This is a genomic window from Phormidium tenue FACHB-1052 (assembly GCF_014696675.1).
In the GTDB taxonomy this organism is placed as follows: Bacteria; Cyanobacteriota; Cyanobacteriia; order Phormidesmidales; family Phormidesmidaceae; genus Nodosilinea; species Nodosilinea tenuis_A.
Window position 1 is genome coordinate 1 of record NZ_JACJQN010000022.1, and the last position, 21,510, is coordinate 21,510.

23 protein-coding genes and 1 riboswitch are annotated in these 21,510 nt (G+C 58.7%); of the genes, 5 read left to right on the forward strand and 18 right to left on the reverse strand.

Going from position 1 to position 21,510, the window contains the following annotated elements; all coding sequences use genetic code 11:
- Nucleotides 1–175: 175 nt before the first annotated feature.
- The 16 genes from H6G07_RS23075 to H6G07_RS23150 form a co-directional block, all read right to left on the reverse strand.
- A complete protein-coding gene (locus H6G07_RS23075) occupies nt 176–709 on the reverse strand; it encodes an NUDIX hydrolase (RefSeq protein WP_073610738.1) in 534 nt (177 codons plus the stop codon).
- Between the two features lie 49 nt (nt 710–758).
- Nucleotides 759–2,945, reverse strand: a complete 2,187-nt coding sequence (gene topA / locus H6G07_RS23080; protein WP_073610737.1) for a type I DNA topoisomerase — start codon at nt 2,943–2,945, stop codon at nt 759–761.
- A gap of 64 nt (nt 2,946–3,009) precedes the next feature.
- Complete coding sequence (locus H6G07_RS26120) at nt 3,010–3,186, reverse strand: FAD-dependent oxidoreductase (RefSeq protein ID WP_199312377.1); 177 nt, start codon at nt 3,184–3,186, stop codon at nt 3,010–3,012.
- A gap of 105 nt (nt 3,187–3,291) precedes the next feature.
- Nucleotides 3,292–3,429 (reverse strand): hypothetical protein, encoded by a 138-nt coding sequence (locus H6G07_RS23090; protein WP_171973092.1) that lies wholly within the window; start codon nt 3,427–3,429, stop codon nt 3,292–3,294.
- A gap of 81 nt (nt 3,430–3,510) precedes the next feature.
- Complete coding sequence (locus tag H6G07_RS23095; RefSeq protein ID WP_073610736.1) at nt 3,511–4,272, reverse strand: ABC transporter ATP-binding protein; 762 nt, start codon at nt 4,270–4,272, stop codon at nt 3,511–3,513.
- A 148-nt stretch (nt 4,273–4,420) separates the two neighbouring features.
- Nucleotides 4,421–5,230 carry an aliphatic sulfonate ABC transporter permease SsuC gene (ssuC, locus tag H6G07_RS23100; protein ID WP_084173588.1) on the reverse strand — a complete coding sequence of 270 codons (810 nt, stop codon included), beginning with the start codon at nt 5,228–5,230 and terminating at the stop codon, nt 4,421–4,423.
- 66 nt (nt 5,231–5,296) lie between these two features.
- Nucleotides 5,297–6,493, reverse strand: a complete 1,197-nt coding sequence (locus tag H6G07_RS23105; RefSeq protein ID WP_073610735.1) for an acyl-CoA dehydrogenase family protein — start codon at nt 6,491–6,493, stop codon at nt 5,297–5,299.
- A 43-nt stretch (nt 6,494–6,536) separates the two neighbouring features.
- Nucleotides 6,537–7,085 (reverse strand): NADPH-dependent FMN reductase, encoded by a 549-nt coding sequence (gene ssuE, locus H6G07_RS23110; RefSeq protein WP_073610734.1) that lies wholly within the window; start codon nt 7,083–7,085, stop codon nt 6,537–6,539.
- A gap of 55 nt (nt 7,086–7,140) precedes the next feature.
- Nucleotides 7,141–7,890, reverse strand: coding sequence for an ABC transporter ATP-binding protein (locus tag H6G07_RS23115; RefSeq protein WP_073610733.1), 750 nt, complete (start codon nt 7,888–7,890; stop codon nt 7,141–7,143).
- Nucleotides 7,891–8,072: 182 nt separating this feature from the next.
- Nucleotides 8,073–8,876: an ABC transporter permease gene (locus H6G07_RS23120; protein ID WP_073610732.1), complete on the reverse strand. Its 804-nt coding sequence runs from the start codon at nt 8,874–8,876 to the stop codon at nt 8,073–8,075.
- Nucleotides 8,877–8,988: 112 nt separating this feature from the next.
- Nucleotides 8,989–10,041: an aliphatic sulfonate ABC transporter substrate-binding protein gene (locus H6G07_RS23125; protein ID WP_199312379.1), complete on the reverse strand. Its 1,053-nt coding sequence runs from the start codon at nt 10,039–10,041 to the stop codon at nt 8,989–8,991.
- A 180-nt stretch (nt 10,042–10,221) separates the two neighbouring features.
- Complete coding sequence (ssuD, locus tag H6G07_RS23130; RefSeq protein WP_073610731.1) at nt 10,222–11,364, reverse strand: FMNH2-dependent alkanesulfonate monooxygenase; 1,143 nt, start codon at nt 11,362–11,364, stop codon at nt 10,222–10,224.
- Nucleotides 11,365–11,486: 122 nt separating this feature from the next.
- Nucleotides 11,487–12,599 (reverse strand): sulfonate ABC transporter substrate-binding protein, encoded by a 1,113-nt coding sequence (locus H6G07_RS23135; RefSeq protein ID WP_084173584.1) that lies wholly within the window; start codon nt 12,597–12,599, stop codon nt 11,487–11,489.
- 35 nt (nt 12,600–12,634) lie between these two features.
- On the reverse strand, nt 12,635–13,702 hold the full coding sequence (locus tag H6G07_RS23140; protein WP_084173582.1) for a sulfonate ABC transporter substrate-binding protein: 1,068 nt from the start codon (nt 13,700–13,702) through the stop codon (nt 12,635–12,637).
- A gap of 367 nt (nt 13,703–14,069) precedes the next feature.
- Nucleotides 14,070–14,846, reverse strand: a complete 777-nt coding sequence (locus H6G07_RS23145) for a class II glutamine amidotransferase (RefSeq protein WP_073610730.1) — start codon at nt 14,844–14,846, stop codon at nt 14,070–14,072.
- Between the two features lie 185 nt (nt 14,847–15,031).
- Entirely contained in the window at nt 15,032–15,709 is a 678-nt protein-coding gene (locus H6G07_RS23150; RefSeq protein WP_073610729.1) for a DsbA family oxidoreductase, read from the reverse strand.
- A 164-nt stretch (nt 15,710–15,873) separates the two neighbouring features.
- Nucleotides 15,874–15,957, forward strand: a riboswitch (Fluoride riboswitch).
- A gap of 85 nt (nt 15,958–16,042) precedes the next feature.
- Here H6G07_RS23150 and H6G07_RS23155 point away from each other — a divergent pair.
- The 5 genes from H6G07_RS23155 to H6G07_RS23175 all read left to right on the forward strand — a co-directional run bounded on the left by H6G07_RS23155 (nt 16,043) and on the right by H6G07_RS23175 (nt 20,306).
- Nucleotides 16,043–17,662, forward strand: coding sequence for a cation:proton antiporter (locus tag H6G07_RS23155; RefSeq protein ID WP_073610728.1), 1,620 nt, complete (start codon nt 16,043–16,045; stop codon nt 17,660–17,662).
- 66 nt (nt 17,663–17,728) lie between these two features.
- Nucleotides 17,729–18,550 (forward strand): sulfite exporter TauE/SafE family protein, encoded by an 822-nt coding sequence (locus tag H6G07_RS23160; RefSeq protein WP_199312381.1) that lies wholly within the window; start codon nt 17,729–17,731, stop codon nt 18,548–18,550.
- Nucleotides 18,547–19,017, forward strand: coding sequence for an HAD family hydrolase (locus H6G07_RS23165; protein WP_073610727.1), 471 nt, complete (start codon nt 18,547–18,549; stop codon nt 19,015–19,017). The genes H6G07_RS23160 and H6G07_RS23165 overlap by 4 nt, the downstream gene beginning before the upstream one ends.
- A 50-nt stretch (nt 19,018–19,067) precedes the next feature.
- Complete coding sequence (locus H6G07_RS23170; RefSeq protein WP_199312383.1) at nt 19,068–19,601, forward strand: DUF7980 family protein; 534 nt, start codon at nt 19,068–19,070, stop codon at nt 19,599–19,601.
- Nucleotides 19,602–19,616: 15 nt separating this feature from the next.
- The gene (locus H6G07_RS23175) at nt 19,617–20,306 is read left to right on the forward strand and encodes a phosphatase PAP2 family protein (RefSeq protein WP_073610726.1); all 690 of its coding nucleotides are present in this window, start codon (nt 19,617–19,619) and stop codon (nt 20,304–20,306) included.
- Between the two features lie 12 nt (nt 20,307–20,318).
- Here H6G07_RS23175 and H6G07_RS23180 read toward each other — a convergent pair whose 3' ends face one another.
- Both H6G07_RS23180 and H6G07_RS23185 read right to left on the reverse strand, forming a co-directional pair.
- On the reverse strand, nt 20,319–20,513 hold the full coding sequence (locus H6G07_RS23180) for a hypothetical protein (protein ID WP_139297174.1): 195 nt from the start codon (nt 20,511–20,513) through the stop codon (nt 20,319–20,321).
- An 81-nt stretch (nt 20,514–20,594) separates the two neighbouring features.
- Nucleotides 20,595–21,272 (reverse strand): cadmium resistance transporter, encoded by a 678-nt coding sequence (locus H6G07_RS23185; protein ID WP_073610725.1) that lies wholly within the window; start codon nt 21,270–21,272, stop codon nt 20,595–20,597.
- Between the last annotated feature and the right edge of the window lie 238 nt (nt 21,273–21,510).

A 21,510-nucleotide genomic window follows, 5' to 3' on the forward strand; every position in this document is an offset into this window, starting at 1 on the left:
CGGTATCCCCACTAGCGGCCACATCATCAACCCTCATCCTGACGAATCCCTCAATACTGGATCCGATTCTCAGTGATGTCACATTAACCTTCCAAGTCGTGACTTTGAAGCGGACTCAGACACCCCTTTTTCAGGGAGCAGGGGGGATCCCCCAGCCGTTGCCTACGCCCCGACATTAGCTAGCCAGTTTATCGGCCATGCGGTGTAGGGCGGTTGAGCTACTGATGGTCGCTACCTCTGCCAGGGGAATCCAGGCCAGGTCGTTAGATTCCTCAGACACTACAAAGTCCACCGTCTTAGCCACCAGCAGATAGCGAATGTCGTAATGCACATGGGACGGCTCTTTAGCGGTGTTGATGGGATGGTGGCCAATGTCAAAGATGGTGGCCTGTAGCGGCTCAATCGCCTGGATGCCCGATTCTTCCCTGGCCTCACGCAAGGCTGCGGCCAACAAGGATTCATCTCCCTGATCCACGTGGCCACCCAACTGAAGCCAGCAGTCAAACTTGCGGTGGTGGGTCAGCAGCACGTGAGATCTGGCTTGATTGACCACCCAGGCGGAGGCGGTGAGGTGACCCACGTAGTTGTCTCGCTGCCAGAATCGGCTTTGTTCTCCTAAAAACGCAAGCGTGGCGATGATGGACTCGGCCTCCTCCTGGTCAAAGGGGGTGTGGGAGGAAACGGCTTGAATACAGTTCTGTGGATTCATGGCACTGTGGTGGTAAGCCCCCTAACAACTCCAATCCCATGATGATTATCTAAGGGCTAGGTGCCGGTAGCTTCAAAGTACCGAATTTGGGCGACCAAAACTCCCCTCGGCTCTGGAAAAAAGCGACTTCCTTACATTTGCCCCGGCGATTCTCCAGGATTGAGCAGCGCAACATGACTTTGTCTTGACCCTCTTTGGTGTAGGCGTAGCGCTCCAGCAGGGCACCGCAGATAGGGCAGGGATGATCGGTAAACATCTCTGAATTGAGGGATTGGCGCTGGGCTTGGGGCAGTTCGTAACGTTTGGCCTGGGCATTCCAAAACATGACGGTGCCGCAGCCGGGGCCTGAGCATTTGAGAAAGTGCTTAGCCTTCATCTTTTTGGAACGGGAGGGCAGTTTGGTCATCGCCTCGCCGCAGGTGGGGCATTTGGTTTTGGTCGGTTGCCCGGTGGTAGGTTTGGCTGTGGTGACGGGCGATCGCTCCAATGACACCGCTCCTGGTACCGGGGCATGCTCGGCAAAGGTCGGCAGAGAGAGCAGTTGGGATTTGGCTTGGGCGATCGCAGGCGCAAAATAACCCCGATTCCAGTCGAGCAGATAGGCCTGCCACTCCTGGTCGCCCGTGGCGATCGCATCCAACGCCGTCTCCATCTGAGCGGTAAACTCCGGCTGAATTAGATCGGGCAGCAGTTTCTCCAAGGCTCCATCGAGTTCTAATCCCAACGCAGTGGGCTGGAGCTTGCCCTGGAGCAGATCCACATACTCCCGCTCCCGCAGGGTTTTGATGGTGGGGGCATAGGTGCTGGGGCGACCAATCCCTTTTTGCTCCATCAGCTTCACCAGCTTGGGTTCACTGTAGCGCGGCGGCGGCTGGGTCTGCTTGGCATCCGCCTGGGCCTGATCGAGTTGGAGAAGTTGTCCCTGAGTGAGGGCGGGCAACACTGAATCAGCGCTGAGGTTGTTCCAATAGCGAGTGTAGCCCGCAAATTCGAGCACCTGGCCTCGGGCTTCCCAGTAGGCATCGCCTGCCTGGGTGACAATGCGAGTTTTGCGCAGGCGCGCCGGGGCACATTGCGAGGCCACGGCTCGATTCCAGATCAGCTCGTAGAGGCGGGCCTGCTCCGCCGAAAGTTCTCGCTGGAGGTGTTGAGGCAGGTGGTTGACATCGGTGGGGCGAATCGCTTCGTGGGCTTCCTGAGAGCCCTTGATCGCCCGGTGCTGGGTGGTTTTGCGGGGCAGGTTGGTGGGGTCGTGCTGCTCTAGGTACTGGCGCACCGCGTCACAAAAGGGAGCCGAGAGGGTGATGGAATCGGTGCGCATGTAGGTGATATGGCCCTTTTCGTAGAGAGCTTGAGCCACCTTCATGGTGTGCTCGGGACTGAAGTGGAGTTTGGAGCCAGCAGCCTGTTGCAATGTGGAGGTAACGAAGGGGGCCGGGGGCGATTGGGTGGTCTGTTTGCCTTCGATGTGGAGGACGTGGTGGGGATTGGCGCGGGCGATCGCCACCAACTGATCCGCCCGCTCCTGACTGGTCACCCGCTCCGACTCGTTCTCGGTGCCCTGATCTTCTGCGTCTTTGGCAGACTTACGCTGGGGCTTGGGGCTACTGCGGTAAAAGGCTTTGAAGCCCTCGCCGTAGGTGACCCACACGCTCCAGTAGTCTTGGGGCACAAAGGCTTGAATGGCCCGCTCACGAGCACAGAGCAAATGCAGGGTGGCGCTCTGCACTCGACCCATAGATTTTGCGCCGTTATTTAGAGGCCAAACCACATGACGACTGCCTTTGTAGCCCACTAGCTTATCGAGGCAGTCGCGGGCGCGTCCGGCGGCGACTAAGCTTTGGTCAAGGGTGCGGGGACGGGCGATCGCGGCTCTCACCGCCTGGGCAGTAATTTCGCTATAGACCACCCGCCGAGGATTCTTCAGGTTGAGCGCTTGCTGGAGGTGCCAGCCGATGGTCTCGCCTTCGCGATCGGGGTCGGTGGCGATGTAGACACAGTCGGCGGCTTTGACCGCCTGGCGCAAGTCTGACAACACTTTTTTGGCGCGGGCATCACGGGGCTGGTAGCGGCAGTCGATGGAGTTTGCCCCCAGGTCAAAGCCGAGGGCATCTTCGCCGTCATTGGCGAGTTCGCGCACGTGGCCCATGCTGGCCTTGATTACCCAGCCCGAACCCAGAATTTGCCCCAGTTTCTTCACTTTGCCAGGGCTTTCGATCAGCAGCAAATTGGTCATGGTGGCCTCGATGGGCGATCGGGGTGGGAATGCACTAATTTAATAGTACACTTGAACTCAGAAATTACAGCATCTCAACCCTAGCAATCGCTGCTGCCGCCGCTTTCCCGGTGTGCACGGCACCATCAAAAAAACCGGGCCAGCGATCGGCCATTTCTGTGCCCGCCCAGTGAATGCGCCCCACCAGGGCGGTCAGAGCTTCACCGTAACTCGTCCATACCCTAGCCCCTGCTTCCGCCAACAGGGGCGATCGTAGGAAACCAGCACCTTGGCGCAGCAGCCTATCGGCACTCGTTGGGTCAACTGTGCCCGCATCGGTGGCATAGGCGGGGGGTGTCCCGCTAGATTACAGGGAGGCGGATTGAAACAGGGTTAGCCCCAGCAGACCGACTAACCCCAGCAAACTGGGCAGGGTGACAAACAAAAGGTTGCGGGCATCGTTGTGCGATCGCAGTGGATCTTGAAGCAGCTTAGAGTCATTCATGGTTATCGACACCAATTAGTAAACGGTACAGCCGTTAAACGGAATGCCCCAGTCTTGCCCCAAGCTGGGGTGCCATCAGCCCTACTTTTTCAGAATCCGGTGGAGAATTTCTTGCTTGAGCTGAATCAGCTCTGGGTTGGCCAAGTCGCGGGGGCGGGGTAGATTCACTGCCACATCCAGCTCAATGCGACCGTTTTGAATCACCACGACGCGATCGGCCAGCACCACCGCCTCTTCGACATCGTGGGTCACCAGCAGAGCGGTAAACTGCTGCTCTTGCCACAGGGTTTCAATCAACCGCTGCATGTCAATGCGGGTGAGGGCATCAAGGGCACCCAGGGGTTCGTCGAGCAGCAAGAGATGGGGCTGCGTCACCAGGGCCCGTGCTAGGGCGACTCGCTGTTTTTGTCCCCCCGACAGCACCGTAGTCCAGTCTTTGGCGCGGTTGTCTAGGCCCACCTGCTGCAAGGCCCAGTGGCTGCGGGGGCGCGCCTGCAAACTCAGGCCCAGCGAGACGTTCTCTAGAACATTGCGCCAGGGCAGCAGGCGCGCATCTTGAAACATCACCCGCGCCTTGGCATTAAGCCCCGCCAGCCGCTGGCCATCGAGCTTGATCTCGCCGTGGGAAGGGTTTTCTAACCCAGCCAGCAAGCGCAGCAGCGTGCTTTTGCCGCAGCCGCTCTTACCGACAATAGCGACAAATTCCCCCGGCGCAATTTCTAGGGAAAAGCGATCGAGCACCGTCAGGTCGCCAAAGGCTTTGGTCAGGTTGTTGATCCAAATGTGGCTGCCGTAGGTGGTTTGGGGGTGGTTTTGGGTTGAGGGGGTTTGGGTGTAGGTCATGGGAGTGGGGAGTGGGGGTAGGAAGTGGGAAAGTTTTGAATGTTTAGGTTTGAGTTTTGAATTAGTGCCTTGAATTCAAAATTCAAACCTAAACATTCAAGGCTAAGAACTAAGAACTCAAAACTAAGAATTAAATGCTTTCTCCCTTTCACTTCAGGTTCTGACTGGGGTGCCAGGCAATGGTGCTCTTCTCCAGCCAACGCACGGAGGAGTCGGCGAATTTGCCCAGCAGGGCGTAGAGCAAGATCGCGACGACCACTACATCGGTCTGCATGAATTCGCGAGCATTCATCGCCATGTAGCCAATGCCGGAGCTGGCGGCGATGGTTTCGGCCACAATCAGGGTGAGCCACATGTTGCCGAGGGCATAGCGCAGGCCCACCAGCATGCTGGGCAGGGCACCGGGCAAAATAATTTGCGAAAATAGCTGGCGGCGGTTGAGGCCATAGACGCGGCCCATTTCAATCAGTCCGGGGTCGATGGCGCGAATGCCGTAGAAGGTGTTGACGTATATAGGAAACAGCACCCCCAGTGCGACCAAAAAAATGCGGGCTTCGTCACCGATACCAAACCACAAAATCACCAGGGGAATCATCGCCAGGTGGGGGATATTGCGAATCATTTGAATGGAGCTATCGGCAAGCAGCTCGGCGGGGCGAGAGACGCCGTTCAAAATGCCAAAAAATAGGCCGATGCTGCCACCAATTAAAAACCCCACTCCGGCCCGCCAGGCGCTAATGGTCACATGCTTAAACAGCTCGCCGCTGAGGGTGAGGCGAAGGGCCGCCTGCACCACTTCGGTTGGGGCGGGCAGAATGCGGCTGTTGATTAATCCGATCTGGGCCAAGACTTGCCACAGCAGAATTAGGGCGGCAGGCACCACCCAGGGAATGATGTGATCCCACGGGACTCTGGCGATTAGCTCAGAAAGCGGGTCTCTACGGTGGATGGTTTGCATCGTTCAAGCGTTCAAGCGTTTTTAGGGTCTGGGGAACTAACCGGGCGAGGCAATATGACTAAGGGTTTAGGAATAAAAATCGGGGGTGGGTAACTCCCGATTGAGCGCCCAGTTGCCCACCGAGCGAATTTTGTAGTCGACTGGGTCGTGCAGGGTGAAGGTGCGGAGGTTGCGCCAGTAGCGGTCAAAGCCGTAGTCGGCGGTGGTGGCGCGGGTGCCCATGACATCAAAAATTTTGTTGGTTAGGGCCAGGCCGTTTTGGGTGACAAAGGCTTTGGCGGTGGCGATCGCCACCGCACATTTGCCTCGCTCCTCGGCGGTGAGGTCATAGCCTTTTTCCCAGGCGGCCTGGACTAACGCGGTGGCGCGATCGGTGAGCAGAGTAGCGGCTTCGAGGGCGATCGCCATCTCGCCGTAGTGTTGCAGGATGTAGGGATCTTCGGTGGCCGACTCGACCTTAGACCCTGGCCAGGCCCGCGTCTGGCTACGGGTGTAGGAGCGCGCCGCCTCAAAGGCTCCTTGGGCCACCCCCAGATAAATGTTGGTGAAGGTAATTTGGGTGAGACAGGAGCGAAAGGTGCGAAACGCCTCATTACCGGAAGGAGCCAAAATTTCGTCAGCCGCCACCCACACGTTGCTAAAGCGAATGCTGCCGCTGTCGGTTTGCCGCTGGCCCATGTTGTTCCAGTCGCCCTGCACCTCAATGCCCTCGCGCTGGGTGGGCACGATCGCAATCCGAAAACCCTCTACGCCTTCTTGCACCGTGCTGAGCGCAATCACATCGGCATCGACGGAGCCTGAGCAAAAGCTCTTGGTGCCGTTGATGCGAAAACCCGCGCCATCGGGGGTGAGCGTCACCCGGCGATCGAGCGGGTTAAAGCCGTTGCACCAAAACCAGTTGTGCTGGGCGGTTTGGCTGTAGTAGTGGGCGGCCTGATCGGGGGTGCCATATACCTGGGGTGTAGCTACCCCCAAATGCTGGTACGAAAACAGGTGGGCCATGGAGCTATCCACCTGGGCAAAGCGGCGGGTAATGCGCAGGGCGGTTTCCCAATCGGCCCCGAGGCCGCCGTGCTGAGTTGGGATCAGCAGCTTCAGCAGGTTGCTCTGGCGCAGGCGATCGCGCTCGGCCTGGGCGGTGCCCCCCTGGCGATCGCGCTCTACCGCCGTGGCGGCAAATTCATCCACCAGGGTGTCAACCCAGGCGTCGATAGCGTGGGCCTGACTATCAGTCTGAAGCTGAGGCGAGGTGAGCAGCGGCATAGGTAAAGATGTTGAACAACAGACTCAATATAGGGTCACCAACCTAGACAGCCGTGAGCACGGCAGGGAGCGATCGCACCAACCCCTCCAGCGAACTGTGCAGACGCGCTTCTAGCTCGGGGTCGTGAAACTCAATGCCGCCCGTCTCTAGCCGTTGAAACTGCGTATCGACCAGATACACGCCCTGGAGAATGTATGTGGCCCCGAGCACCCCCAGCACCGGATTGAGGGCGTAGTCGATCGCCAGCAAATGCGCCAGGGTGCCCCCAGTGGCGATCGGCAAAACCGGCTTGCCCACCAGCGCCTTTTGGGGCAGCAGGTCGAGAAAGGCCTTAAGAATGCCGGTGTAGGCCGCCTTGTAGATAGGGGTCGAAATAATTACGGCATCGGCGGCGGCAACCTGAGCCGTGGCGGCATTGATCACCTCACTGTCAAATCTGGCGTGGAGCAAATCCGCCGCTGGCAGGTCGCGCACCAGCAAAATCTCCAGTTCAGCGCCCTGGGTTTTTAGAATTTTCTGCGCCTCCTCTAGCACCGCGTAGGAGCGGGAGGGATGGGACGGGCTACCGGCGATCGCAACAACTTTTGTCATGGTTAAACCTCAGAAATTAATTCAAAGTTCAAAATTGAAAATTCAAAATTGGGTTTCACAGCTTCACCAAATCCAGCTCTGGCGTCAGGTCAAGCTCGCCAATTAGCTGTTCTTTCAACCGCTGAAACTCCAGGCTGCTGCGACGGCGAGGGCGGGGCAAATCCACCACCAGCTCGCGGTGAATGCGGCCTGGGTGCGGTCGCAGCACGATGATGCGATCGCTCAGCACCAGCGCCTCTTCGACATCGTGGGTGACTAGCAGCAGGGTGGGATGGTCTTCCGCCCAGATATCTAGCAGATGGTCTTGAAGCTGGGTGCGGGTAAAGGCATCGAGGGCGCTGAAGGGTTCATCGAGCAGCAGAATGCTGGGCTGGGTGACTAAAGCGCGGGCGATCGCCACCCGCTGCGCCATTCCCCCCGAAAGCTGTCGCGGCAGGGCCGCCGCAAAGTTGGTCAAATGCACCTTTTGTAGCGCCTGCTCCGTGCGCCACTGTTGCTCTAGTCGAGGCAAATCCTTGAGGCCAAACTGAATATTTTCAGCCACCGTTAGCCAGGGCATCAGCCGAGCCTCTTGAAAAATCAGCCCCACCTTTGGGTGCGGCGCGGTAATGATCTCCCCGTCGATCAACGCCGCCCCCAGGGTGGGAAAATCTAGCCCCGCAACAATCCGCAGCAGCGTGCTCTTGCCGCACCCGCTGGTGCCGACTAAGCTGACTACTTCCCCCGGCTTGATCGCCAGATCAATGCCCTCTAGGGCCAGCAGGCCGTTGTCGAATTGCTTGTGAACGTTCTCGATGTAGAGCATTGGAGGGGGTAGGGGGTAGGGAGTGGATGGGTAGAGAGTAATGGGTGGATGGGTAGATGAGTAGGGAGAGGTCAGACTGACTGGGATTGGGAGGCTTACTAGAGGTCTCTTGCGGCAGCGATGAGGGCTTGTGGACGACCCCGTAATTCCCTCACCCGCCCACCCATCCACCCTCCCACTCCCTACCCCGCGCCATAGGAATCTTGCCAATGCAGCAGCCGACCACTAACCGCCGACAGCCCTGAATCGGTCAGTTTCCCTAACAGGGCAAACAGCACAATGCTGGCGATGATCACGGCGGGGCGTCCAGTGGTTTGGCCGTCGATTAGCAGGTAGCCCAAACCCTGGCTGGCCCCCATGAGTTCAGCGGCGACTACAAACATCCAGCCCAGCCCCAGCCCATTGCGAAGCCCGACTAAATAAGCTGGCAGCGTAGCGGGGAGGAATACGCGGCGAACGAGCTGTAGCTGGCTAAGGCGATAGATTTTGCCGACCTCTACTAGCTTGCGATCGACCCCCTGAATGCCACTCATCAGGTTGAGGTAAACCGGAAAGAACACCCCCACCGCAATCAGCGTCACCTTCGAGCTTTCATAAATGCCCAGCCAGAGAATAAACAGCGGCACCCAGGCGATCGAGGGAATGTTGCGCAGGGCTTGCAGCAGCGGATCTAAATAGGCATGGGCAATGCGGGAGTAGCCCGTCAGCGCCCCCAGCACCGTCGCCACCAGGGTGCCAATGCCAAACCCGAGCACGACTCGGTAAAAAGTGATGCCCACGTGGCGAAACAACTCGCCACTGCGAGCCATCGTCAGAATGGTCTCCAACACCGTCGTGGGGGCAGGCAGCAGGTTAGGGGCCACTAGCCCGAGCCGAGAGAGCAGTTCCCAAGCGGCTACCAGTGCGATCGGCAGTAGCCAGCCCTGGAGAGAGCGGGGAACGGCGAGGCGCTGTTTGGTTGTGCGACGGGAGAGGGAGAGGGACATGGGATGGGGGAGTGAGGGGTAGATGAGTGGGGGGTGAGGGGTAAGGGTGAAGGGTAAGGGGTGAGGCCAAATCTTTCTACCCCCTACTCCCCACTCCCTACCCCTTCACTCCCTACCCTGCTGCAACTTTTTCAATGAATTGCGGATCAATCAAAGAGTCTACGACGGCGTTTATGTCAGTATCGGCAGGCACTACGCCGCTCTTTTTCAGCACGTCTCCGGCGGCGGTGATGGTGTCTTTGTGGATGGTGCCAATCACGCTATTTGACAGGTCGGTGCGCTCAAGCTGTTTGGCGGCCACATTTTTCTCGAGCCCTGCTGCTTCGGCCAGAATTGATTCGAGTTCTGCCGGGTTTTCGATCGCCCACTGCCGGGCTTTTTCGTAGGTGGCTAGCACTCGTTCAACGTAGGCGGGGTGAGCGTTGGCAAACTCTTCCCGCACGTTGAGAAAGCCATAGGTGTTGAGGTCGGGGTTGCGGAAGAAGAGCTTAGAACCCTGCTCTAGCTCGGTTTTGGCCATGTGAGGATCAAGGCCAGCCCAGGCATCGACATCGCCGCGCTCTAGGGCTGTTCTGCCGTCGGCGTGCTGCAGCTGCACGACTTCGATATCGGCTTCAGAGAGCCCGACCTGATCGAGGGCGCGCAGCAAGAAAATGTGGGGGTCGGTGCCCTTGGTGGCGGCCACCTTTTTGCCCTTCAGATCTTCGACTTTGCTGATGCCGGTGTCGGCACGGGTGACTAGAGCCGTCCACTCGGGTTTGGAGTAGATATAGACCGACTTGATCGGGTTGCCGTTGGCTTTGCCCAGCAGGGCAGCGGCCCCAGCGGTGGAGCCAAAGTCGATGCTGCGGCTGTTGAGCAGCTCTAGGGCTTTGTTGCTGCCCTGGCTCTGCACCCATTCCACCTTGACGTTGTCTTTGGCCAAGTCTTCTTCGAGCCAGCCTTTGGCTTTGAGCACCAGACTGACGGGGTTATAGTAGGCAAAATCGATTCGCACTACGCTGGGCGCGGCGGCAGCGGTAGCCCCTGAGCTAGCGGCGTCGCTGCTGGGGGAGGGTTGGGCGCAGCTGTTCAGCACCGCTACGCAAAAGGCGGTAGTGATGGCTAACATGCCTCGCAGCCACTGTCGCCTACCCACCCGGCTCAAGGGACGCGGTAGGGACAAAAATCGAAGGTTATGGAACCGAAGCATTGCTACACCTATACTGGGTCGAAAACTGAAAGCGAAATTAGGAAATGCCGGAGCTGAAAAATAGATGGATTTCCCGGCAATACTGAGCGAAAGAGCTGTCCAGACTGGAGGCCGACCTGCCAAACTTGCTCGCCACCCCTCACCCCATTACCCTCAACTTGCCGGAGCGGGAACTTTATCGTTGGCCATAATTTCACCCAGCGGGCTGAGGTAGCGGCTGGGGGCTGCCGTGGGTAGGTTCTCCAGAGGCAACTTGGGGAATACGAGTTCGGCGAAGCGGTAGGCTTCTTCGAGGTGGGGATAGCCGGAGAAGATGAAGGTGTCGATACCCAGGTCGATGTATTCCTGCATGCGTTGGGCGACGGTGTCGGGGTCACCGACTAGGGCGGTGCCGGCTCCGCCGCGCACCAGGCCGACGCCGGCCCAGAGGTTGGGGCTGATTTCGAGGCTGTCGCGGCGGCCACCGTGGAGGGCGACCATGCGGCGCTGGCCTTCGGAGTCGGCGTGGGCCAGGGCTTTTTGGGCGGCGGCGATGGTGTCGTCATCCAGGTAGCGAATCAGATCGTTGGCGGCGTCCCAGGCCTGGGCGGTGGTTTCGCGCACGATGACGTGCAGACGAATGCCGAAGCGCAGGGTGCGCCCGTGGGCTTCAGCTAGCTGGCGCACTTCGGCGATTTTTTCGGCGACTTGGGCGGGGGGTTCGCCCCAGGTGAGGTACAGGTCGACGTGCTTGGCGGCAATTTCTTTTGCGATCGCCGAGGAGCCCCCGAAATAAAGCGGTGGGTAGGGGTCTTGCACGGGGGGAAACAGCAGCTTTGCGCCTTTGACCGTCAGGTGCTGGCCCTCAAAATCCACCACTTCCTGCTGCATGACGCCGCGCCAGACTTCGAGAAACTCATCGGTGAGTTCGTAGCGCCCCTGCTTGTCGAGGTGCAGGCCGTCGGCGGCCAGCTCGTAGGGGTCGCCGCCGGTGACGACGTTGACCAGCAGTCGGCCCTTGGAGATGCGATCGAAGGTAGCCGCCATGCGGGCCGCCATGCCTGGAGAAGAAATGCCGGGGCGAATCGCCACCAAAAACTTCATGCGCTTGGTGACGGCAATCAGCGATGCGGCAGTAATCCAGGCGTCTTCGCAGGATTTGCCGGTGGGCAGCAGCGCCCCGGCGTAGCCCAACTGATCGATCGCACCGGCCAGCTGCTGTAGATAGTCGGCGGTGATGGCGCGACCCCCCACAGCAGTGCCCAGGTAGCGGCCATCGCCGTGGGTCGGTATAAACCAGTGAATGTCGAGGCTCATAGCAGTGAAAAACGCAGAGAGAACAACAAAGAGAAAAGACGTAGGAGAGAGTCAGAAGCGCATGCGCAGTGTTTGAGCTGTATCGGCCCTACGTCAAGCTTTAGTGCCTTGGTAGGCATTACCTAGCCGTTCCAAATGACGGTGGATACATCAATTTCTTTGGGAATCAGCTGTAGGTCGTAGAAGGTGTCGGCGATGTCTTGCTGGTAGGTCACGACCTCGTCGGTGATGGACTGAATGCCATAGCCGCGACGACTTTCCACCAGATCCAGCACGTCGGTGGGAATCCCCAGCTCGTTGGACAAAAACTTAGAGACCTCGGCGGGGTTTTCTTTGGCAAAGGTGCTGATCGTTTCGGCCTCTTCTAAAACCGCCTTGAGTACGTCGGGCTGGCTATCGGCAAAGGATTTGGTGGCGAGATAGAAGCCTCGATTGCGGGCGATGCCTTTGCCGTCGCGCAGCGTTCTGGCTCCCAGCTGCTTTTCTGCTGCTCCCTGAAAGGGATCCCAGATCACCCAGGCATCGACGCTATTTTGCTCAAAGGCTGAGCGAGCGTCACCGGGGGGCAGGTAGGCAGTCTCGACGTCGCTGTACTGCAAACCCGCTTCTTCTAAGGCTTTGACCAGCAGGTAGTGGACGTTAGAGCCTTTATTGAGGGCCACCTTTTTGCCCTTCAGCTCGGCGACGCTTTGAATCGGCGAGTCTTTCTGCACGAGGATGGCTTCGGCTAGCGAACCGACGTCTTCCCATGCGACATAGACCAGGGGGGCATCGGCGGCTTGGGCAAAGATCGGCGGGGTTTCACCCGTGTAGGCGACGTCAATGCTACCCACGTTGAGGGCTTCGAGCATTTGGGGGCCAGCGGCAAACTCGTTCCAGGTGATGGGGAAGGCCTCGGCCTCAAAGCGCTTTTCGAGGAGCTTTTGGTTTTTCAGCAGGTTCAGCACGGTCGATGACTTTTGGTAGCCCACCCGCAGCTGCTTGGTGGCAGCGGGGGCAGCACCACCGGCACCGGCTTGGGTCGCCCCAGTCTGGGCCTGAGGCGTAGACTCGCTGCTGCAAGCTCCCACCGCACCGGCCAGGGCCATGCCCCCTAAGAACATGCCGCCCTGACGCAGGAATCGGCGGCGGGAGGCTAACCCCCGCAACGCTGAGGTTTGGGACTGGCTATGGGAGTGGTTGTAGCGAGGCACAATCTGCAAAGCTTTTTCAAACTCCGGTTTTTCAAAATTCATGAATGGGCTCAACTTTGGTGAATGGCAGTGGGGAGTTAGGCGAGGAGGTTGGCAGCAGACGGCTTCAGCCGGGCCGAGGTAGCTGAGCTGGGGGTCCAGATCACGTCTTGCACGCGCACCGCTTTAGGAATTAGCGCTAGCTCGTAGAAGGCGTCGGCAATGCGCTGCTGCTCTGCGATCGCCTCGGTCTGCACCGGGTCAAAGATCCAGGTGCGGCGGCGGGTGACCACATCTAAAATCTCTGGCTCTAGGCCGGTGATGGGGGCCAGCACCTCCACCACTTCGGCGGGGCTGTTGTCGGCCCACTGGGCAACCTCAGCGGTATCTTCGAGCAGGGCCACCAGCAGCGCTTCGTTGTCGGCCACGAAGGCTTTAGAGGCCAGGAAAAACTCTCGGTTGGGGGCTAGCCCTTCCCCGGTGGCCAGGGTGCGCGCCCCTACCTGTTTCTCTGAGGCCGCGTAGAAGGGATCCCAAATGCCCCAGGCATCGATGTTGTTTTGCTCGAAGGCAGAGCGGGCATCGGCGGGGGTGAGGTTCACCGGCTCAATGTCTGACCAGGCTAACCCGGCTTTTTTGAGCGCCTGCACCACCAAAAAGTGAGCGCTGGAGCCACGCTGAAAGGCCACCTTTTTGCCTTTGAGATCGGCTAGGGTTTGCACCGACGAATCGGCCTGCACCACAATGGCCGAACTCTTGGGTCGGGGTGCGCCGCTGCCGACATAGAAAAAGGGCGTGTCCGCTGCTTGGGCAAAAACCGGGGGGGCATCGCCGGTGCGGCCAATGTCGATGCTGCCAACGTTCAACGCCTCTAGCAGGGGCGGCCCCGACTGAAATTCAATCCACTCGACGCGGGTGCCAAAGGCCTTCAGCCGTTCCTCAAGCCCGCCCCGCGCTTTGATCAAGATGAACGGGTCAAACTTTTGGTGGCCAATGCGTAGCACCTTGGCTTTGGCGGTGGTGGCCTGGGGCTCGGTGCTGGTAGTGGAGTCGCTGCTACAGGCGGTGACTGCTGCACTCAGCCCCATGCCGCTGGCAAATAAATAGGCAAACGACTTTAGCGACTGTCGCCGAGTAAGCCCCCAAGCTGGGCGATGCTGTGCCATGGCTGTGCCTCCACAAATGATCTATTCCTGGCGCAGACCTGACCTTGCAGCAGTTGCTCAAAGCCGAAGCCAACCCAGGATAACTACGGTAAGTCGGTAGAAATACCGCTGTTTGCTGGCGCAGTATGGCACGCAGCTTGAGTGAAGTTCAAGTAAACTCTGTTACAAATGAAATTTAATTTCATTCAACATTTACCGAAAAATTGGGACGCCTTGGTGTTAGTCTCCGGGCGCAAGATACCAATGGGGCAAAGAACCTATTGCCGCCTGAAGCCTATCAAATTCGGATCTGAACGTCAGACGTGGATCTCCCCCTAAAAACGAAAAGCCGAGGGTTTCTAGGGAGATAATTGAGGGGCGTCCCGACTCAAGGGGTTAGATGGAGCGGTAAGCCGTCTTGAAAGACCAGCAACTCACCGGGCTGGATGGGAGTCCAATCCTCGTTGTCGGTGAGGGAAGTGGTGGCGATCACGGCGACGCGATCGCTCGGGGTGGTCAGCTCTTGAAAATCCACCGTAATGTCTTCGTCAATTAGGTGGGCGGCGGCAAAAGGTGCCTGGCGCACGATGTAGCAGAGCTTGGTGGAGCAGTGGGCAAAGCAGTGTTCGCCATCCGACAGCAAATAGTTGAAGATGCCGTGGGGGGCGATCGCCGCCGTAATCTCTTGCAGGGCGAGGTATAGGTCTTGAATGGGGGGTTTGCGATCGGGGAACCGCTGCCGAATGTGGTTGAGTATGAGGCAAAAGGCCTGCTCGCTGTCGGTTTGCCCCACCGGGCGGTAGATGCCCTGGTGGTCGCAGGGCAGCGTCGGCAGATCGCCGTTGTGGGCAAACACCCAGTAGCGCCCCCACAGCTCTCGCTTAAAGGGGTGGCAGTTTTCGAGCTTGACTGGCCCAATGGTGGCCTTGCGAATGTGGGCAATCACGTTCGTCGATTTGATTGGGTATTGCCGAATGAAGGCGGCCACGGGCGAGGCGCTAGACGGGTTGTCGTCGAGAAACACCCGACAGCCTAGACCTTCAAAAAAGGCGATGCCCCAGCCGTCTTTGTGGTCGTCGGTTTTGCCCCCGCGCGCACAAAACCCCTCAAAGGAGAAGCAAATATCAGTGGGCACATTGCAGTTCATCCCCAACAGCTGGCACATAGTGGCGTATCTTCACGAGTCTTTTAGTAGCTCTCAGGCTAACTCCGTTACCGCTGCGATCGATACATCATCACCAAACAGGGTTTGGCCGCTGGCGACCAGTCTAGGGTTTCGGAGTTGTAGAGCTGAACGCGGCGGCCTCGCCCACTTCCGGCTCGGCGATCGCGTCTACTCTGCCGACGGGCCTAGCACCAAGACTGTTCTTCAGGCGGGTTATGCAGCAATTCTCGAATATTGGCTTCGATCACGCGGTAGCCAACATTGCCGTTGAGTCGTTGCCGACCTTCATTAAAGATCAAGGTTGGGCTAACGGTAACAGCGTGCTCTTTGACCAACTCCAAGTCTTTTGAGAGCAGAGCGTAGGCCTCGCCACTGTCAATTTGCTGCTCAAGGGCGGCGATCGGCAGGCCCAACTCTTCAGCCAGGGCAAACTGTACGGCGCGATCGCTGATGTTGGCAAGTTTCGTAAAAAAGGCTTCGCGACACGACCAAACTGCCTTTTCAAAAATTTTCTCTGACTTGGGAATAACGCCTTTGGTTTCTAATAACTGAATGCTGTAGAGAAACAGGTGGCAGGATGTCGATGATGGCGGCGTAACCCCTGTCCAAATATCAGGATCAACGGCAATGTGATCAAACTTTTGGACGGCTTCGAGCACGTGGTTGCTATAGCCTTTTAATCCTCCTTTTTCTCGCCATCGGCTCTCCAGTTTTTCTCGGGCATTGCCAAACACCGGTACAAAATGGTATTCGATCGCAACCTGATTTTGAAAGACCGTTGTCAACTCATCCAAACGTATTTGAGCGATGTAAGCCCAAACACAGAGCACATCGGAAAAATAGGAAATCTGAATGGGTTCCATGGGTGTCAAGAGTGCGATGAGGGGGGAGGAACGTGAGATAAAAGCGATGTAGCTAGGCGTTATTTCACCATATCGCTATTTTGCCCACCCGTTTGCTGTCTCTCTTTTTGAACCGGCTTTTTGAACCGGTAGGGTGGCCACAGTTCATGCCGACCTGGTATAACCATAGAAAAGGCGATGGAGCTCGCCAAAACCGCCCTACGTGAGTCAGATTTGACCGCCTAAGGGCTAATGGCTCCTACTCATTCCGGCTTGGGGCGGAAGGGTAGGGGCTTTTGAGTCTTTTAACTACTGCCACAGGCCGCGCAACCCGTTCAACTTTGGCGTGGCGACATGTTAGAAAGCATAATTTGGATTTTGCTGATGGGCTTTTTCGTTGGGCAGATTGCCCGGCGGCTCAAGGCCCCTGACCTGGTGGGCATGGTGCTGGTGGGGATTCTGCTTGGCCCTCAGGTGGGCAATGTGATTAGCCCTGGGGTATTGGCGGCGGCGGACGGGCTACGCACCGTTGCCGTGATGGTGATTTTGATGAAGGCGGGCCTGGGCCTCGATCGCGAAAAGCTGGCCCAGCAGGGGTCGGTGGCGCTGCGGCTGGGGTTTTTGCCCGCCGCCTGTGAGGCGATCGCCATTGCCCTGGCCGCTGTGTGGCTATTTCAGGTTGATATTGCCACGGGGCTACTGCTGGGCTGCGTGCTCGGGGCCGAGTCACCGGCGGTGATTGTGCCCGCCATGCTGCGACTCAAAAGCCTGGGCTGGGGGGTGAAAAAAGGCATTCCCGACGCGATTTTGACCGGCAGTGCCCTCTCGGATGTGCTGCTGCTGCTGGTGTTTAGCCTGCTGCTGGCGTTTCTGACCCAGGGTGCAGCCACCATTACCCTAGGCGGCGTCACGCTGAGCCCGCTGCAACGGCTGCCGCTGCAAATTGTTGCCCAGATTGCCCTGGGGATTTTGCTGGGGTGGCTGACGGCCCGCCTGCTGGTGTCGCTGCTGACCCAGCAAAACTGGACTCAAAATGCGGTACAAGATGCCCTGGTGACGGCCAGCTTTGCCCTGTTACTGGTGGTGGTGGCCGACGATTTTCCGGTGTTTTCGGGCTATTTGGCGGTGATGACCGCTGGTTTTTTTCTCATTGAACTCGACGCCCCGCTGGCGCGACGGCTGCGGGGCGGCTTCGACAGCCTGTGGACGATCGCCCAGATCAGTCTATTTGTGCTGCTGGGAGCGAGCATTGAGCTCAGCGTGCTGGGCGATACCCTGGGCGTGGGGCTGCTGGTGCTGGCGATTGGCACCCTGGTGGGGCGATCGCTGGGCTGGTATCTGTCTACGGTGGGCAGCAACTGGACGTGGAGAGAGCGGCTATTTTTGCTGCCGGGCAATTCGGCCAAGGCGACGGTACAGGCGGCGATCGGTGCGATTCCGCTGGCCCAGGGGGTCGAGGGCGGCGAGATTATTTTGGCGCTGTCAGCCCTCTCGATTTTGGTCACGGCTCCCCTGGGGGCCTGGGCGATTCCTGTTTTTGCACCGAAGCTGCTAGAGCGCGGTGAGGTTGACCCGACCAAGGTGGCCGTTGCCCGCGAAATTGTGCTGCTGGCTGCGGTGGATAGCTCGCCGCTGGCAGTAGCGGTGCTGACCAAAGCGGCTGAACTGGCCCGCCGCAGCGATGCCGATGTGGTGGTGCTGCACGTAGTGCGAGGGGACGATCCGGCGGCGGTAGAGGAGTTGCGCCAGCGAGTGCAGCGGTGCTTGGCCGACATTCGCCATCGGTTTATCACCGCGTCAGGCTCGGTGCCCGAGGAGATTGGGCGGGTGGCCCGAGAGTATGGCGCGGCTGAGATTGTGGTGGGCAAGCGTAACCACCGTCCCCTAGACAACCTGCTGGTAGGATCGGTCTCTCAAGCGGTGTTAGAGACCAGCGAGCTGCCGGTCATTGTGGTTGAATCTCAAAAATATTGAAAGCGTACTGAAACTGTGGCATAGTTTTTGAGGGAAACACCGGTAATCCGATAGGCTTTTAGTGGTTTGGGCGGGTTCGGCATGGTCAATGGTGCGATCGCAGCTCAGATCGAGCTCAGCTTAGGTGAGCTGGGGCTTTCCCCAACCGTGCTGGCGCTTTTGGTGGGGGTGTTTTTTCTCACTAGCGCCGTCAGCATGGTGACCGGCAGCACCTCGCTAATTACGGTGCCCGCGCTGCTGCAGGCGGGGGTCGAGCCGCAGGTGGCGATCGCCACCAATATGGCCGCTCTCACCCTGATGAGCATCGGTGCCACCCTGCCTTTTGTGGGCCAACACAAACTCGACAGCCAGCGCGCGCCGGGGCTAATTGGCTTCACCCTGGTGGGGTCTGCCTTGGGAGCGGTGCTGCTCCAGCGGCTGCCCACCAGTGCCCTGTCGTCCTTGATCGCCGCCTCTATGCTGGTGGTGGTTGGGGTTTCTTTGACGCTGGGTGACAGTGGCCTTCAGCCCAGCCTGGCCAAACGTTCTGCCCTAGAGGTAGCGATCGGGTATCTGGCTACCTTTCTGTTGGCGATCTACGGCGGACTGTTTAGCGGCGGCTACGTCACCCTGCTCACCGCGACCTTTGTGGGCTGCTTTGGCCATAGCTTTGTGGGGGCGATCGCCACTAGCAAGCTGGTCAATATTTTTTCGTCTCTGGTGGCCACCCTAGTGTTTATCTACCTGGGGCTAGTAGATTTTGGCCTGGGTTTGCTGTTAGGTGTGGTGATGTTCTCGGGCGCGTTTTTGGGAGGCCGGGTGGTGCTGCGCTTGCCCAACCGCTGGCTCCGCCGCATCTACGTCGTTACCGTTATTGCCCTTGCCCTGAGACTGTTGCTAAACCCATGATCGACATCAACGTTCCCGGCTTTCGCCACTTCCAGCTATCCCACCTGGTTTTGGACTACAACGGCACCCTGGCCATAGATGGTCGTCTCATGCCTCAGGCGGGCGAAATCTTGGCGGCACTGGCTGAGGTGTTGCAGATCCACGTGATCACCGCCGACACCTTTGGGCTGGCCCAGGGCGAACTAGCGGGCCTGCCCCTGAGCCTGACCATTGCCCCACCCGAAAACCAGGCCGCAACCAAGCTGGCCTACATTACCGACCTGGGCACCGAGCGGGTGGTGGCGATCGGCAATGGCCGCAACGATCGCCAGATGCTCAAAGCCGCCGCCCTGGGTATTGCCCTAGTGCAGCGCGAAGGAGGTGCGGTCGAAACCCTAGTCTCAGCCGATGTTATCGCCACCAGCATTTTGGATGCCCTTGAGCTGCTGCGCCAGCCTCGGCGACTGGTGGCTACGTTGCGATCGTAGGTTTGCAGTTCCTCTGCTTAGCGTTAACCCCCATAGTTAGGATGAACCCCTTGTCACTCCTTCAGTCCGATACCAAGTTGAATGCTGATACTGAGTTAGACACGGCTACCGCCGCCGCAGACAGCGCATCTATATCTATAGCGGATGCCCCCCAAGCTGCCGCCCCCTGGCTGCGGCGGCTGGGGGGCGGCAGCCTGGTGGTGGTCGGCTACCTGCTCTCACCCCTGTGCTGGTGGAATGATCTGGTGATCAATCTGCCCCTGGCTTTGGGCTTTGGCTACTTGGTCAGTCGCCCCTTTCCCGATGCCCTGGTGCCTATGACCGGGCTGGGCTACTGGCTGACTAACGTCGTCGGCTTTGTGCTCATGCAGCAGGGAGCGGTCACCGCACTGCAAAAAGGGGGGCAGGGCAGCAGTGGTCACTCGCTGCGCAACGGCTTGATCACCTCCACGGTGTATACCCTGGCGATCGTGGTGCTGCTACAGCTGCACATTCTAGAGGTGCCCGATTTTCTCACGGGTGACCTGCTCACCAATCTCAACGCCGTGCTGCCTAGCTGGCTCATGACCTGGATTTCAGCCTAAGTTAACCCTATTCCGATGGAACAGTCTGCTCGCCCTTCAGCCCCCGGCCCCCTCTGGCTGGGAGTGATTTTACCGCTGCTGGCCCTGGTGATTTTGATTGGCCTGGGGCTGCTGGTGGCGGCCTACCCGACCCTACCTGCCTGGGATGCGGCTTTTTTGCTGCGCCTGCACCGCTACGCCACCCCAGCACTAAATCGAGATGTGGCGATCGCCACTGACCTGGGCACATTTTTGGGCGTGCTGCCCGCTTCCCTAGGGCTGATGGCCCTGGGCCTCTGGCGGCGTCGCTGGCAACCGGCCAGCTATTTGGCCTTTGTGATGGCGGGCAGCGCTGGGCTCAACCAAGTCGCTAAGCTGCTTTGGCACCGGGTGCGCCCCGCCCTGTGGGAAGGCATTCCGCCCCACGCCGACTTTAGCTTTCCGAGCGGCCACGCGACCTACTCGATGGCCTTCGTGCTGGCCCTAGTTTTGCTCAACTGGGATAGTCCTAAGCGCCCTTGGCTGCTGGGATTAGGCGGTCTATTTGTGCTCTGCATCGGGGCGAGCCGGGTTTATCTGGGGGTGCATTTCCCCAGCGATATTTTGGGGGGCTGGCTGCTCGCGATCGCCTGGGCGCTGAGCCTGCACCAGGCTATGTTTCGCTGGCTACCGCTGCTGTCAGGGTTAACGACCGAAGCCAAAGGGCAACCCGTTCAACCTCGCTAGCGCAGGGGTGACTCACCCGTCTACTCGCTGCGATCGCCAGGCCAAAAACGCCTCAGCGGTGGGAAAGTAGCGCACCACCTCATCTAGCCCCGTCGGCCTGCCAGAGCGATAGCCATCCCAGTAGTCGGCGTCGGTGCTTTGGGGCAGCAGGCCCGCATCGCGATCGCAGCACCCCCACGCAAAGAAACGCTCTCGTCGAGTCTTCATAATCATCTCCCATAACTCATCGACCCATCCACCCATCGACTCATCCACCCCGTCACTCTTCCACCCTACCCTCGCACTCCGCTACAACCCAGGAGCCAGGGCATAGAGCAGCTGATAGCTGCCGTTTTCGAGCACAATTGAAGCCCCCAGCCAGATCAGCACAAAAGGAAACGCGCGCCGCACGTAGTTGGCCATCACAAATGCCGCCTGGGGCTGGCGAGTCAGGCTGTAGGACAAGGCCAACCACAGGCCAATCGCCGCGTAGCACACCGCCAAAATAATGCTGAGGCGAGGCAGGGTGCTGCTGGCAAACAGGGGAATGTAGATGGCGATGTTGTTGCCGCCGTTGGCCAAAGTGACCGCCGACACCCGATAGGTTTGAGGGTCGCGCAGGGTGTGCCCCAGCGACTGGCGGCACACCTGCCGGTAGTGGGAACGGGTAGGGTTGGCCACCGACACAGCCACGGTCTCGTCTTCGGCGATGGTTTGGCGGCTGAGCAAGGCGTTGACGCCGATGGCAATGGGCAAAAAGCCCAGTAGGCCAACCCAAATATGAGGAATCATGAGTCCAGCAAAATAGCCAATCAGGCTAATGCCCACCAGCCCAGTAAAGCCCACAAACTCACCCACCACAATGTGGCGAGGCCGAAAGGTGCGGTTGGTTTTGCTAAAAAACATCGTCAAGTAGATGTTGTCATCGAAGGTAGTGGCCGTAGCGGTGGCTAACCCAAGCATAACGGTCGGTACAATCCAGTCCATAGGTCATTACCCCTGAAGGAAGAGCACCCTCAATTTACGGGGCACCAAAAATAAGAGCAAACGCTATTTTTTGTAGAATCAATAAATTGAAGTTATGGATGCAGCACAAGGGCTGAAACCTTTATCTAGCAACGGTTCTATCACAGGAGCTGAGCCTATTAGCAGTACCCAGACGGGTCATTTTTGAAAGGCAAATTGGCGATTTTTGAATGCGATATAGCTACTTGGTAACGCGCAG